Source organism: Arthrobacter sp. ZGTC131 (genome assembly GCF_002929275.1).
GTDB lineage: Bacteria > Actinomycetota > Actinomycetes > Actinomycetales > Micrococcaceae > Arthrobacter.
Window position 1 is genome coordinate 121,109 of record NZ_PJIK01000002.1, and the last position, 13,155, is coordinate 134,263.

A 13,155-nucleotide genomic window follows, 5' to 3' on the forward strand; every position below is an offset into this window, starting at 1 on the left:
TCAGCCGCCGTGGACGCGTTCCGCCGCGAGCAGTTTGTCCGTGAGCTCCACGTCGCCGTGAACCAGCACCACCGACCCGTCGTTCTTCCACACACCGAGCGCGTCGGCCAGCGCCGCCTCAAGCCCGTCGTCCGCCTTGACCAGAAGCCGGGTGCCGCCGTCGTGCCCGGCTGCGAATCCGTCCAGCAGTTCCGCATGGCGCACTGCTGTCCCGCCGGAGCGTCGGACGGCCGACTGACCAGGATCCGGATCGCTGTGGGCCATGAACACGTCGCCGTGCGAGCGCACCTCGGCCGCGTAGTCGATGACGCCGGCGGGCAGTTCACCCGGCCACCGCATGGCAAGGGCCGGCAGCGGCACCGCAATGACGGCGTCGAATCCGCCCCCGGCCTGCGTTGGCTGGGACGTCGCCAGCAGGTCCGCGCCGTCCCCGTCCAGGATCACCTCCATGCCGAGCTGCCACGCCGCTAGGGCCCAAATGATGGATTTCCAGTGCGCCGGAAGATCAAGCCGGAGCCGCGTTCCGGGACCGGCGTCGAGTTCATCCTGAAGAAGGTTGCTAGTCTTCGCCACCCAATTGTCCAGAACCCGGCCGGACAGCTCCACGCGTTCCGAGTCGGGCCCATACCAGGTGAGGCGGGGCGACGTGGAGTGGCCCGAGCGCAGGGCCGTCATCAGATCAATGGCCGGGATATTCATGGCTACATCTTGCCACGCACGGCATTGGTGTCTACCGGGAGCCGGGCCGCCAAAGGCGGTGCGGGTGCGGAGGCGTGCACCCTCATTTCTGACGGCTACGGTAGGTCCCGCCCGGCGAGCCGGCCGGCTGGGGGCTGTGGGATCGCACACCCGAGAGGCAGTGATCTCCGCCACACCGTTTTTCTAACGTCATTTGCGTTAATGTGCCGTATTCCTGCCGTTTCCGCGGATTTGCGGTGCAATCCAAGCAAACACTAAGCTTGCTGTCAAATTTGTACTGCGTCTAAATCGCTTCGGGAAAAAATTCCCGGGCGTGGCGCGGCCGGCAATCAGCGCCGGCATTGATTATTATTCCGGCGACGGCTTGACTCCCCCTACTTACACGCGTGTAATTAGTAATCAAAGCCACCGCGAAGTCTCGGACACACAAACCTAGTGTCCCGAGTGTCCGGGCAAAAGGCTGCACTACTCGGGGAGGGGACGCCATGGGGCAAGCTGAGCGTATCCATGAAGAAGCCGTTGTGGCCGGCCAGGCCACGGCAAAATACCGCTCGCGCGGCGTGCCGAGTGACTGGTATGTAGATCCGGCCGATCCGGATGCCGCCGAGCGGTACAACCTGGACACGTCTGCGTCATTGCAGGACCAGGCCACCGCTTTCCTGGCAGAACACGAAGCGCTGGTGGGCGGCCAGCCGGAGCTGGACGAAGACGTTATTGACCCGCCGATGGAACTGCGAATCCCGGGTGCGGGCACGCTGGCCCAGCCGGTGTGGATCGGGTTGCCGCGGGAGCAGGACTTCGACGACGAAGGCGAGCTCGGCTGGCAGACTGACGCTTTGTGCGCGCAGACTGATCCCGAAGCATTTTTCCCCGAGAAGGGAGGCTCCACGCGGGACGCCAAGAAGGTCTGCGGAGCGTGCAACGTACGGTCGCAGTGCCTTGAGTATGCTTTGGCGAACGATGAGCGTTTCGGTATTTGGGGAGGCCTCTCCGAACGTGAGCGCCGTCGGCTGAGGAAGCGAGCAGTCTAATTCTTCAAGAAGTACACGTCACTGCCGTTGTGGTTGCCCATAACGGCAGTGACTATCTCCCCAGGACACTCGCGGCATTGGCGGGCCAGACCCGGCCGGCGGACATGGCGATCGGGGTGGATACAGGTTCACAGGACAATTCGGCTGCCCTCCTCGAGGATGCGCTCGGCAGAGCCAGCGTCACCCGCGTCAGCGGAGGTAAATCAGGGATGGGCGCGGCCGTAACCGCCGGACTTGCCGCCCTGGCCCCGTGGAATCCGAACGCCCAGGAGTCGGCCTCCGAGTGGATCTGGCTCCTCCACGATGATGCAGCCCCCGCCCCGGAAGCGCTGGCGGAGCTGCTGCAGGCTGTGGAGCGGGCGCCGTCGGTGACTGTGGCGGGCTGCAAGCAGCTGGACTGGGACGTCAAGCGGCGGCTCATCGACGTCGGACTTTCCACGAGCCGCTGGGCCGAGCGGCTTACCCTGATCGAGGCCGACGAGCTCGACCAGGGCCAGTATGACGGCCGCTCCGACACCTTCGCCGTCAACTCCGCAGGAATGCTGGTCAGGCGCGACGTCTGGGAGCACCTCAAGGGATTTGATCCGGCACTCCCCGGCACCGGAGACGACGTCGACTTCTGCTGGCGGAACCGGCTGGCCGGGCACCGCGTGGTAGTGGTGCCCAGCGCCAGAATGTTCCACGTCGCACACCGGCCGCATGCACTTGGCACCGCCACGGCCGCGCGCCGGGCCCAGGTCCACCTCCGGCTGAAGCATGCACCGCTGTGGGCAGTGCCCCTGCATGCCGCGGGAGCGCTGCTGGGGAGCATCTTCAAACTGGTTTTCAGCATCGCCGTGAAGGATCCGGGGCACGGTTTCTCCCAGCTTTTGGCCACACTGGCTGCCCTTGGCAGGCCCGCGGCGGTTTTCCGCGGGCGGCGGAGTGCCGCCCGCACCCGCCGCGTGCGGCGCTCCGTGGTCAACGCACTGCAGACCGAGCGGCGTGAAGTGTGGGGCCACCGGCGTTCCCTCATGGAATCCCTGGGCGCGGACGATGCAGAGGCCGGTGACGGCGAAACCGATTCGCTGGCGGACCAGCCCAGCGGCGACTCCACGAACGATTTCGCTGCGCTCACCACCAGCGAACGCGGCTGGGTGGGCAACGGCGCCATCGCCGCCGTGATTATTTCGGCGGTGGCTTCCTTCGCCGGCTTGGCTGCCCTCTTCCGGGCGGACGCCGCCGCCGGAGGCGCACTCCTGCCGGCTTCCGCGAGACTTGACGACATCTGGCATCATGCCTCCAGCTGGTGGATCGGGCTCGGCGCCGGGTTGCCGGGCCACGGCGATCCCTTCGGCTACGTCCTCTGGATTTTGGGCGTGCTGGGCGGCGGCAACGCGAACGGCGCCCTGATTTGGCTGCTCCTGCTTGCCATGCCGCTGGCCGGCCTGGCCGCCTGGTTCGCCTCAGGCGCCGTGACTTCTCTCCGCCGGCTCCGGTTCGCCGCAGCCGTGGTGTGGGCAGGTGCGCCCGCCTTGCAGATCGCCGTAAACCAAGGGCGCGTGGGGGCCCTGGTGGCACACGTCATGATGCCGCTCCTCGTGCTCGCGCTGCTGCGCGCCACGGGCTCGGCAATCGGACGCGGCCGCTTCGCCGTGCCCGCCCGTGGCGAACGGCATCGTTCCGTTGACGCCGGGCTGCCGGTAAAGCCCGGCGTCAACGGAACACCGTCATGGACGGCAGCAGCGGCGGCAGGGCTCGCGTTGGCCGTGATCACGGCCGCCGCCCCGTCGCTGCTGGTACCCGCCGCCGTCGTCGTAGTCCTTTTTTCCCTCCTGCTGCGGAGCAGGGGACGCACCCTGTGGTGGGCCCTGCTGCCGAGCGCCGCGCTGTTCGTGCCGTTCGCCCTGTCCACGCTGGACCGCCCCAGGGCTCTTCTCGCGGATCCAGGACTGCCACTGGACTTCGACGCCGCTCCGCTCTGGCAGCAGGTTCTGGGCCAGCCGCTCAGCTTCGATTCATTCGGCGGGCTCTCTGGCCTGGCACTTTTCGCCGGCGGTCCCGTGCCGTGGGCACTGGTGCTGGCGCTCCTGATCGGTGTGCCGGTGCTCGCACTGGCGGTGGCCGCGCTGTTGATTCCCGCACGGCGCGCCCGGGTTGCCCGCGCCCTGTGGGTGAGCGCGATCGCAGCGCTGGCCGGCGGCTGGCTGGCCGCGCACGTCGCCACGGGAACCACTGCGCAGGCGCTGGTGACGCCGTTCGCCGGGCCGGCGGTCTCCGCCGCCGTGTTCGCGCTGCTCGGCGCGGCACTCATCGGCGGAGACGGACTGCTTTCCCTCGCTGACGCCGACGCCGGCGCTTCAGTCGCGAAGTCACCTGATACTGAACGGCACGGCAGGCGCGCCGTCCTGATCCGTTCCACTGCGGCGCTGGCCACGGCGCTCCTCCTGGCTGGTCCGGTGGCGGGGCTCGCCTCCTGGGCGGCCCAAAACGTGCTCCAGCCTGCCGCCGCTGCACGGGCCGCTGCCGACACGCCTGCCCTCGGAACTCCGCGGCTGGTCGCTGCCACGAATCCGCGAAGCCTGCCCGCCACGGCAATAGACCGTGGCGAGGGTCCGGAGCAGTCGCGCACCCTGCTGATCGGCACCGGTGAGGACGGCACGTTCGATGCCTCGCTGATGCGTGGTGCCGGCACAACCCTTGACGGCCTTTCCGCCATCGCAGCGGCCCGCGACATCCGGGGAGATCCCGGCCGTGAATCCGTCCGCGAGGACGACGAAGTTACGGCAGCGCTTCGCACCACCGTGGCCACGCTCGTCGCCGGCCAGGGCGTCGATCCCCGGCCCGAACTCGAGAAGCTCGGGGCCGGTTTCGTGGTGCTCCGCGCGTCAGACACCGCGGCCCAGCTGACGGCGAGCCGCATGGACGCGGTTCCCGGACTCGTGGCGGTCGGCCAAACGGACTCAGGCTGGCTGTGGCGAGTCAGCCCGCTGAACCAGGCCGTCCTGCAGCCCGCCGATGTTGCCCACCGCGTGCGCATCACTGACAGCAAGGGAACCACGACCAACCTCCTTCCATCGGGTCTGACCGACGTCGAAGCGGCCGTTCCCAAGGGTCCCGAAGGCCGTCTCCTGGTGCTCGCAGAGCGCGCGGATCCGGGCTGGACCGCCTGGCTCGACGGCCGTAAGCTCACGTCCACCACCTCCGGCTGGTCCCAGGCATTCACGCTGCCCACGCAGGCGGGGCAGGTCACCGTCCGCTACGAGAGCCCTTGGGTGCCGTGGGCGGGAATCATCCAGGCCGCGGTGATCGGCCTGACAATCCTGCTGGCGCTGCCCATGCCGGCACGCCGCCCTAATACCGGCCTGTCCAGGGACGAAGGCTCCCTGCGTAAGGAATACCAGAATGCATAAGGAAGAGAACGACGGCGGGACGCCGGCGGCGCCTTCGCCCGCACCCGAGTTCCGCGCAGGGACCGCCATTCGGAACGAGGAACGGGCGAAGCCTGCGAAAACGGGCAGGCGCCCCGACCGCCGCGGCATGGTTACCGGCCTGCTGTCGGCGGCGGCGATCCTGGCCGCCGGGGGAGGGCTGGTGGGAGCTGCCTCCCTCGCTCCGCAGCCCTCGCCTGACCGGCAGCTCGAGATCCCGCTGGCCTCAGTCCCCGCAGGAAGCAGCCAGGGCGTGTGCCCCGGCCCGGCGAAATTGCTCGAAGGAACGCCGGTGGGGACGGACCCGCAGTTCAGCCCGGAATCGGCCACGGCCAGCACTTCGGTGTCGGCGGCCGTCGTCAGCGCGGCCGGCGGATCGCTGCCGGGCAGCAGGCTGTCCGCACTAGGCGGCTCGGAGCTGCTGCGCATCGCCGACGTTCCCGGCGCCGCAACGGCACCCGCCGGCGTTTCCAGCCAGCTTGCCGGGATCATCGCCCAGCGCAGCGTGAAGGACGTCAGCGTCCTTAGTGCCGACGCGCTGGGCAACCGGCAGCCGGCCGCAGCCGCCGTCATGAGCTACACGGCAACGGACGGGGATCTTCAAGGCCTGGCCGCCGCCGCCTGCCAGGCGCCCTCGAATGACCTTTGGCTCACGGGAGCCAACACGGCAGTGGGCCGCAGCAGCGTCCTGCACCTGACCAACGCCTCAACCACGCCCGCCACGGTGAACCTGGAGCTTTACGGCAAGAATGGCCAGATCCAGGCCCCCGGCAGCAGGGGGCTGCTGGTTGCCCCAAAATCCACACGGTCCATTGTGCTGGCAGGCCTGGCCCCCGGTGAAGAGCGGCTAAGCGTCCATGCCCGCAGCACGGGAGGGCCGGTGAGTGCCTTCATCCAGCAGAGCGTGTTGCGCGGGCTGACACCGGGCGGCGTCGATTTCATTGCTCCGGGGACCGCCCCCGCGCCCCGGCAGGTCATGACCGGAATCGACATCCAGGACCCGGAGGACGTGGCAGCACTCATCGCCGCGCCCGGCTACCTCGACGCCGCACCTTCCCTCCAGATCACCGTTCCGGGGCCGATCGATGCCGTGGTGGAGGTCAAACTGTTCGGAAGCGCGGGGCAGAAGGCGCTGCCCGGTGGGGGTGTCGTCACTGCCAAGGCCGGCACGGTCACAGAGGTTCCGCTGGCCGGCGTTCCAGCCGGCCAGTACACGGTGTCAGCGACGTCGGATGTGACGATCGTGGCCGGCGCCCGCGTGAGCCGCGGCCTGAAGGCCAGTCAAAGTTCGGACTTCGGCTGGGCGCCGTCCACTGCCCAGCTCGGCAGCCAGCACGTCGTGCCGGTTCCGCAGGGCGGCGAACGAATGATCGTCTTCGGGGCGCTGGATGACCGGGCCACCATTTCCTACACTCCCATCACGGCCGACGGGAAGCTCCGCCCGGCCGCCAGCGCGAACATCGCCGGGGGCACCACAACGTCCCTGAAGGTGCCGGCGGAAATCGGGAAGTCGCCGGTCGTCGCCTATCTGGTGTCCGCCTCCGGCGGCGCGGCCTACGGCACTGTGCTCCTTGAACGGGAGGGCCGCAGTGACGTCTCCACCGTCGCCATTGCGCCGGGCGCCGAGGGACAGGAAAAGGTGCCGGTGACGCTGGGTCAGTAGAGCGGGGCCGCGGGCATGCGGCACCGCTCAGTGGCGATGCCTCAGTAGCGACGCCGGTAAACAGGGTCCAGCGTCTCGGGCGCCACACCCAGCATTTCAGCGGTATGTTCCACCACGACGTCGTGCACCAGGTCCTGCAGCTCTTCCGGGACCGGGCACGCCTGTTCGACTACCCTGCGGTACAGCGTAATGACGGGTCCCTCGTCCTCGGTGGCCGGCGTGTAGGAGCCCAGGGGAGCGGGCGAGCGGTCAGCGACGAGCTGTTCCAGGTTCGGCGGAATCTCCTCGACGGCGAACCGCACGCCGTCGAGCGGCTTGCCCCAGATGTCGTGGAGGCGCTCGGCTGAGTCCATGACGAATTCGTCGAACCGGTCCGAGCGGGTGCGGTAAGCAGGCAGCGTGGGCAGCATCAGCTCGCCGCGCAGGCCGCGTCCGTGCCGGTTGCGCCTGCGCTGCACAAAGCTTCGCGCGGGGACCGAGCCGGTGACGTCCAGGGGAGCGTCGTGGTCAGCCAACCGGACCGTAAAACCCGAATCATGGTGCGATGACTGCATATACAGACTCTAAACCCGCCGGATGATTTGCGCGACATAATCGGCGCCGCGGCGCACGGGCGCGGCGTGAGCCGCCGTCAATGTCGGAAAATGTTCCCCACCCGGAGTAGTCTGTGATGTCGTGGGTGCTATCCGTCAATGTTCCAGGTCAGCCTGCCGCCAGTCCGCGGTGGCAACTTTGACGTACGTCTACGCTGATTCCACTGCGGTCCTCGGGCCACTGGCCACTTACGCCGAGCCGCATTGCTATGACCTCTGCGAACAGCATGCCGGCTCCCTGACTGTGCCGCGGGGCTGGGAAGTCCTGCGCCTGGCGATGCCCTCGCAGCCGCCGCAGCCGGGCCCGGATGACCTGCTCGCGCTGGCCGACGCCGTCCGTGAGGCGGCCTCCCGGCCGTCGTCGTCGGCGCCCGCCCCGGGGCAGCGCGGCACGCACTCGGCGCTTGAGGCGCCCGCCGGCACAGAGGGTGCCCGCCGAGGGCATTTGCGCGTCCTGCGCGAACCGTCCTGACACCCGAACTGGCGGTAGGCTGGGAGCTGCAAATCCGTCAGCCACGCGCGCCGCGCCCAGCAGGGAGCATCCACCATGCCAAAGATCAGTCCTGAACTGTTGTCCGTCCTGCGGTGCCCGGTCACCGGCTCAACCCTGACCCAGGAAGGCGAGGAGCTCGTCTCCACGGCCGCGGCAGAGGGCGGCGAACCGGTGCGGTACGGCATTGAAGACGGCATTCCGCTGCTCCTTCCCCCTGAGCTGCTCGCCGCAGCCAACGCTGCCCGTTCGGACCAGCACGACGGCCCCGCAGCGGCCGCGCCCACAGCCTAAACTCCAGCCCGCACCGCAGAACGCAAGACGCCGGATACAGCAAAGGATCCCCATGACTCTCGATTACAAGGTCGCCGACATCTCCCTCGCCGAGGCCGGTCGCCACCAGATCCGCCTCGCCGAGCACGAAATGCCTGGGCTGATGTCCCTGCGCCGGGAATTCGGGCCGAGCCAGCCGCTGAAGGGCGCACGCATCGCGGGTTCGCTGCACATGACCGTCCAGACGGCCGTCCTCATCGAGACCCTGACTGCGCTCGGGGCCGAGGTCCGCTGGGCATCGTGCAACATCTTCTCCACCCAGGACGAGGCCGCGGCCGCCGTCGTGGTCGGCGCGGGCACCGTAGAGGACCCGCAGGGTGTTCCGGTCTTTGCCTGGAAGGGCGAGACCCTCGAGGAATACTGGTGGACTGCCGAGCAGATCCTCACCTGGCCAGGCGCGGACACGAACCCCGAGCTGGGGCCGAACATGATTCTCGACGACGGCGGCGACGCCACGCTGCTGGTGCACCGCGGCGTCGAGTTCGAGGCCGCCGGGGCCGTTCCGGCCGCCGGGGCGAACGACCCCGAGGAATATGCCATCGTTCTTGACGTCCTCCGCCGGACCCTGGCCGAGGACCCGAAGAAGTGGACGCGCCTCGCCGCCGGAATCCACGGCGTCAGCGAGGAAACGACCACCGGCGTGCACCGCCTCTACCAGCTGGCGGAGCAGGGCAAGCTGCTCTTCCCCGCCATTAACGTCAACGACTCCGTGACCAAGAGCAAGTTCGACAACAAGTACGGGATCCGCCACTCCCTGCCGGACGGCCTCAACCGCGCCACCGACGTCCTGATCGGCGGCAAGGTCGCCGTCGTCTGCGGTTACGGCGACGTCGGAAAGGGTGCGGCCGAGGCGCTCCGCGGCCAGGGCGCCCGGGTGATCGTCACCGAGATCGATCCCATCTGCGCACTGCAGGCGGCCATGGACGGCTACCAGGTGGCAAAGCTTGAGTCGGTACTGGCGCAGGGCGACATCTTCATCACCACCACAGGCAACAAGGACGTCATCATGGCCGAGCACATGGTCGGGATGAAGAACAAGGCCATCGTGGGCAACATCGGCCACTTCGACAACGAGATCGACATGGCCGGCCTGGGCCGGGTTCCCGGCATCAGGAAGGTCGAAATCAAGCCGCAGGTCCACGAGTGGGTCTTCGAAGGCGACGTAGCGGACGGTGCGGATGCGCGGTCCATCATCGTTCTTTCCGAGGGACGGCTCCTGAACCTGGGCAACGCCACCGGCCACCCGTCGTTCGTCATGAGCAACTCCTTCGCGAACCAGACGATCGCGCAGATCGAGCTGTTCACGAAGAAGGACCAGCCCGAGGGCGCCAAGGAGTACGACAACCAGGTTTATGTCCTGCCGAAGATCCTGGACGAAAAGGTGGCTCGACTGCACCTCGGTGCGCTGGGCGTGGAACTGACCGAGCTGTCCAAGGACCAGGCTGACTACCTGGACGTGGACGTGGCAGGCCCCTACAAGCCGGAGCACTACCGCTACTAGGCTTCCGCACGCCGGGTGCCCCGGAGGGCGGCACACGGCGGATCTGGCGTCCGCCGCACGCCCCTCTTCATGGCCCGTCCGCAGCACCCCTCCGCACCGCGCGGGCGGGTGCTGCCCCGCCGTGCGATAAAATTGACTCGTCAGCGTTACTGCTGGGCACACGGACGGACGCCGACTGGCGGCCCGGCGGGGGACATGGAGAATCACTCATGACGGATAAAAGCACGCGGAAGATCGGCAAGATCCTCGCCGTCGTGGCGATCTGCGCTGCGGTCGCCGCAGGCGGAATCGGCGTAGCCACCGCACCCGGCTGGGCCAACCCCGCGCCTGAATCCGAGGCCTCCACGCCCGTCCGCAATGAACCCGGCCTGGCCGCCCCTGTGGTCAAGACCGTCGAACTGGGTGTCACGCCCACGGACGGCGCCAAGGGCGTCAACCCCGCTGTGGCACCGTCGGTCAAGGCGGTCAACGGCCTCCTCAAGGACGTCGTGCTGGTGCCGACGGCGGGCGGCGAGCCGGTCAAGGGCACGGTCAGCGCCGACGGCAGCACCTGGACCACCCTGGACCCGCTGCTCTTCAACACGGCCTACACCTACAGTTTCACGATTGTGGATGAGGCAGGCCGGGAAACCAAGAAGACACAGACCTTCACCACCGTGGAAAGCGCCAACGAGGCGGATGCCGCCGTCTATCCGGAGAACGGCTCCACCGTCGGCGCGGGGCAGCCTATCGAGATCGTGTTCAGCGAGCCTGTTGCCAACAAGGCGGCGGTGGAAAAGGCCGTCAAGATCACCGTTTCTTCCAAGCAGCCCGTGGCCTGGCACTGGTACTCGGACCAGCGCGTGCGCATCCGGCCGGAGAAGTTCTGGGCCTCCAACAGCCAGGTCACTGTGGACATGAAACTTTTCGGCGTCGACTTCGGCAACAAGATGATCGGCAACTTCAACGCCAAGGTGCAGTTCAAGGTCGGCACGCAGCGCTTGGCCGTCGTGGACGACATCACGAAGACCATGAAGGTTTATTTCGACGGCAAGCTCGTCAAGACGGCTCCCGTCACTCTCGGTGATCCCGAGTGGCTGTCGCCCACGGGCTACGCCGTGATCATGGAGCAGGAACGGCGCTCCAAGTTCAACGCCGGCAGCATCGGCCTCAAGCCGGGGGATAAGGGCTACTACCCGCCGCTCACCGTGGAGTACGCCAACAGGCTCACATCGTCCGGCGTGTACGTTCATCAGGCCCTGCAGTCGGCCTGGGGCGCCGTCGGTGTTTCCAACGTCTCCCACGGCTGTGTGGGCCTGCTGCCCGCGGATGCCGCCTGGTTCTTCAACAACATGAAGACCGGCGACGTCGTACAGACCCTGAACACCGGGGCGCCCGCCGTCGAACCGCTTGAAGGCTACGGCGACTGGAACATCCCCTGGGCCCAGTACGCCAAACGCTAGTCCGCGGAGGTTTCCCTGCCTGCGCTGAACGGAAGGCCGTGGAGGCGTTCGCCGATCCTGAGGCTCTGTTTCCGGGCTTCCTCGAGGCGCCGGAGTTCGCGGCTGCGGCGCTCGGCCAGGACCGCCGCAAGGTAATCGTCGGGAGTGGTCCCGGGCGGCGGGGCAGGGGCGACGAAGCCCGCCATTTCCGACGCCAGGGACGCGGCCATGCCGCTGCGTGACAGCGGGGACATCCGCGGTGCCTGCCGGATGAACTGCGCCGCGCGGCGGCCAAGGGAATCCGGCATCCGGCCGATGTCCGCCGCAGCCGCCCAGGCGTGAAGATACCGCGGCGTGACTGCCACCACCGGCGGTTCCACCGGGACCCGCCGGCGCAGGGAATACGTTCCGGCCACAATGTCACCAAGGCGCCGGGACTTGTCATCGAAAAGGGCGACGGCGATGGCGATGCCGCCGAAGGTGAGGTAGATCTCCAGGAAGCCAATCAACGCCCGGATGACGGCGTGGCGAAAACGGATGGCGCCGCCGTCGTCCCGCACGATCCGCAGCCCCGCGGCCAGCTTCCCGAGCGAGAGGCCCCGGGTCAGCGTTTCCACGGCCACGGGAATTATGACGAGACAGAACACCACGCTGACGAGGATGAGCGCCTGCACTGCAGCTTCGTCCAGTTCGTCGCCCGCGGCGGCCACTGCCATCAGAATGAGCACCAGTAGCGCGGCGTTTACCACCACGTCGAGCAGCAGTCCCAGAGCGCGGGCCGCAAACGACGCCGGGCGCAGTTCAAGGACAACTGCCTCGCCTGTGATGAGTGGACTCAATTCCTGCCCCGTACCTCGTGCGGCCTACCGGTCGACTAAAGTCTAGTTCGCGGCAGGCTAGGGTAGTGGCGTGGACATGGATGCCTTCTCCGCCGTCAACTCGGACACGTGGTCGAGACTGCATTTCCTGGCGCACAAGCGGCGGCTCAACGGGGCTGAAGCAGACGAACTGCTGCGCCTCTACCAGGCGGCCTCCGCGCATCTGTCCCTGCTGCGCTCCACCGGTCCCGAAAGCGGGCTCTCGGCGTCGCTGTCAGCCACGCTCGCGCAGGCGCGCACGCGATTCACCGGCGCACGGTCGAACTTCTTGGAGGACCTTGCGAAGTTCTTCGTTGTTGCGCTGCCAGCCGCACTGTTCCGTATCCGCTGGCTGACCCTGGCCTGCGGGATCGTGTTCTGCATCATCGGCTGCGCCTATGCCTGGTGGGTAGGAACGTCCCCCGAGGCCCTGCGCGCCGTGGCGTCGGAGGCAGAGGTCCGGCGGTACGTGGAGGAAGACTTCATCGACTACTACTCGGAGAACCCGGCAGCCTCGTTCGCGGGGGCGGTGTGGACCAACAACGCCTGGATCAGCGCCCAGGCCGTGGCGCTCGGCATCACCGGATTCTGGGTCCCCATGATCCTGCTCGCCAACGCGCAGGGGGTTGGCGTGGCAGCCGGAATATTCGCTGCCGTGGGAAAGGCTGACGTCTTCTTCAGCTACATCCTGCCGCACGGACTGATGGAGCTGACGGCGGTCTTCGTGGCGTGCGCCGCAGGGCTCAGGATCTTCTGGGCAATGGTATCGCCGGGGGCGCAGACCAGGTCCCGCGCGGTGGCGGCCGAGGGGCGGTCCATGATTACCGTTGCCTTGGGACTGGTCCTGGTGCTGTTCGTGTCAGGCCTGGTGGAGGGCTTTGTTACGCCCAGCGCGCTGCCCGTGTGGGCGAAAATCAGCATCGGCGGGACCGTGCTGGCCGCCTTCTGGATGTACGTGCTCGTCTGCGGCGGCAGGGCGTACCGTGCCGGGGCCCGGGGCGACCTTGACGCCCAGGACGCAGGCTACGGAGAAATAGCCGCGTGATTCCCGGCGGACGCGGGGTGGCATCTCGCGGTGCCGGAGGGCCTGACGGTAGGCTCTTCAGGAGATACACAGCGCTGCCTGGGCCCCAGACCCGGAGCGCGGACGCCTACGG

The 13,155-nt window shown here is 67.9% G+C and carries 11 protein-coding genes; 8 read left to right on the forward strand and 3 right to left on the reverse strand.

What is annotated here, in order from left to right:
* The gene (locus CXQ90_RS03680; RefSeq protein ID WP_104137058.1) at positions 1–699 is read right to left on the reverse strand and encodes a TIGR03089 family protein; all 699 of its coding nucleotides are present in this window, start codon (positions 697–699) and stop codon (positions 1–3) included.
* A gap of 485 nt (positions 700–1,184) precedes the next feature.
* On the opposite strand from CXQ90_RS03680, the gene CXQ90_RS22805 reads away from it, so the two are divergent.
* The 3 genes from CXQ90_RS22805 to CXQ90_RS03695 are packed head-to-tail and all read left to right on the forward strand — an operon-like array spanning position 1,185 to position 6,803.
* Positions 1,185–1,730 (forward strand): WhiB family transcriptional regulator, encoded by a 546-nt coding sequence (locus CXQ90_RS22805; RefSeq protein ID WP_104137060.1) that lies wholly within the window; start codon positions 1,185–1,187, stop codon positions 1,728–1,730.
* Complete coding sequence (locus CXQ90_RS03690) at positions 1,730–5,122, forward strand: glycosyltransferase (protein ID WP_258064365.1); 3,393 nt, start codon at positions 1,730–1,732, stop codon at positions 5,120–5,122. Before CXQ90_RS22805 ends, CXQ90_RS03690 begins: the two co-directional genes overlap by 1 nt.
* Entirely contained in the window at positions 5,115–6,803 is a 1,689-nt protein-coding gene (locus CXQ90_RS03695) for a DUF5719 family protein (protein ID WP_104137063.1), read from the forward strand. The genes CXQ90_RS03690 and CXQ90_RS03695 overlap by 8 nt, the downstream gene beginning before the upstream one ends.
* A 41-nt stretch (positions 6,804–6,844) precedes the next feature.
* On the opposite strand, the gene CXQ90_RS03700 is transcribed toward CXQ90_RS03695, so the two are convergent.
* The gene (locus CXQ90_RS03700) at positions 6,845–7,357 is read right to left on the reverse strand and encodes a metallopeptidase family protein (protein ID WP_104137065.1); all 513 of its coding nucleotides are present in this window, start codon (positions 7,355–7,357) and stop codon (positions 6,845–6,847) included.
* 121 nt (positions 7,358–7,478) lie between these two features.
* Here CXQ90_RS03700 and CXQ90_RS03705 point away from each other — a divergent pair, with 121 nt between their 5' ends.
* The 4 genes from CXQ90_RS03705 (at position 7,479) to CXQ90_RS03720 (ending at position 11,162) form a co-directional block, all read left to right on the forward strand.
* Positions 7,479–7,868, forward strand: a complete 390-nt coding sequence (locus CXQ90_RS03705; RefSeq protein ID WP_104137066.1) for a DUF3499 domain-containing protein — start codon at positions 7,479–7,481, stop codon at positions 7,866–7,868.
* Positions 7,869–7,943: 75 nt separating this feature from the next.
* Positions 7,944–8,180, forward strand: coding sequence for a hypothetical protein (locus tag CXQ90_RS03710; protein ID WP_104137067.1), 237 nt, complete (start codon positions 7,944–7,946; stop codon positions 8,178–8,180).
* 52 nt (positions 8,181–8,232) lie between these two features.
* A complete protein-coding gene (gene ahcY, locus CXQ90_RS03715; RefSeq protein ID WP_104137069.1) occupies positions 8,233–9,720 on the forward strand; it encodes an adenosylhomocysteinase in 1,488 nt (495 codons plus the stop codon).
* 209 nt (positions 9,721–9,929) lie between these two features.
* Complete coding sequence (locus CXQ90_RS03720; protein ID WP_104137070.1) at positions 9,930–11,162, forward strand: Ig-like domain-containing protein; 1,233 nt, start codon at positions 9,930–9,932, stop codon at positions 11,160–11,162.
* On the opposite strand, the gene CXQ90_RS03725 is transcribed toward CXQ90_RS03720, so the two are convergent.
* Positions 11,159–11,980: an RDD family protein gene (locus CXQ90_RS03725; protein WP_104137072.1), complete on the reverse strand. Its 822-nt coding sequence runs from the start codon at positions 11,978–11,980 to the stop codon at positions 11,159–11,161. The genes CXQ90_RS03720 and CXQ90_RS03725 overlap by 4 nt on opposite strands.
* Before the next feature lie 70 nt (positions 11,981–12,050).
* On the opposite strand from CXQ90_RS03725, the gene CXQ90_RS03730 reads away from it, so the two are divergent.
* Complete coding sequence (locus CXQ90_RS03730; RefSeq protein WP_181038412.1) at positions 12,051–13,043, forward strand: stage II sporulation protein M; 993 nt, start codon at positions 12,051–12,053, stop codon at positions 13,041–13,043.
* Positions 13,044–13,155 lie beyond the last annotated feature (112 nt).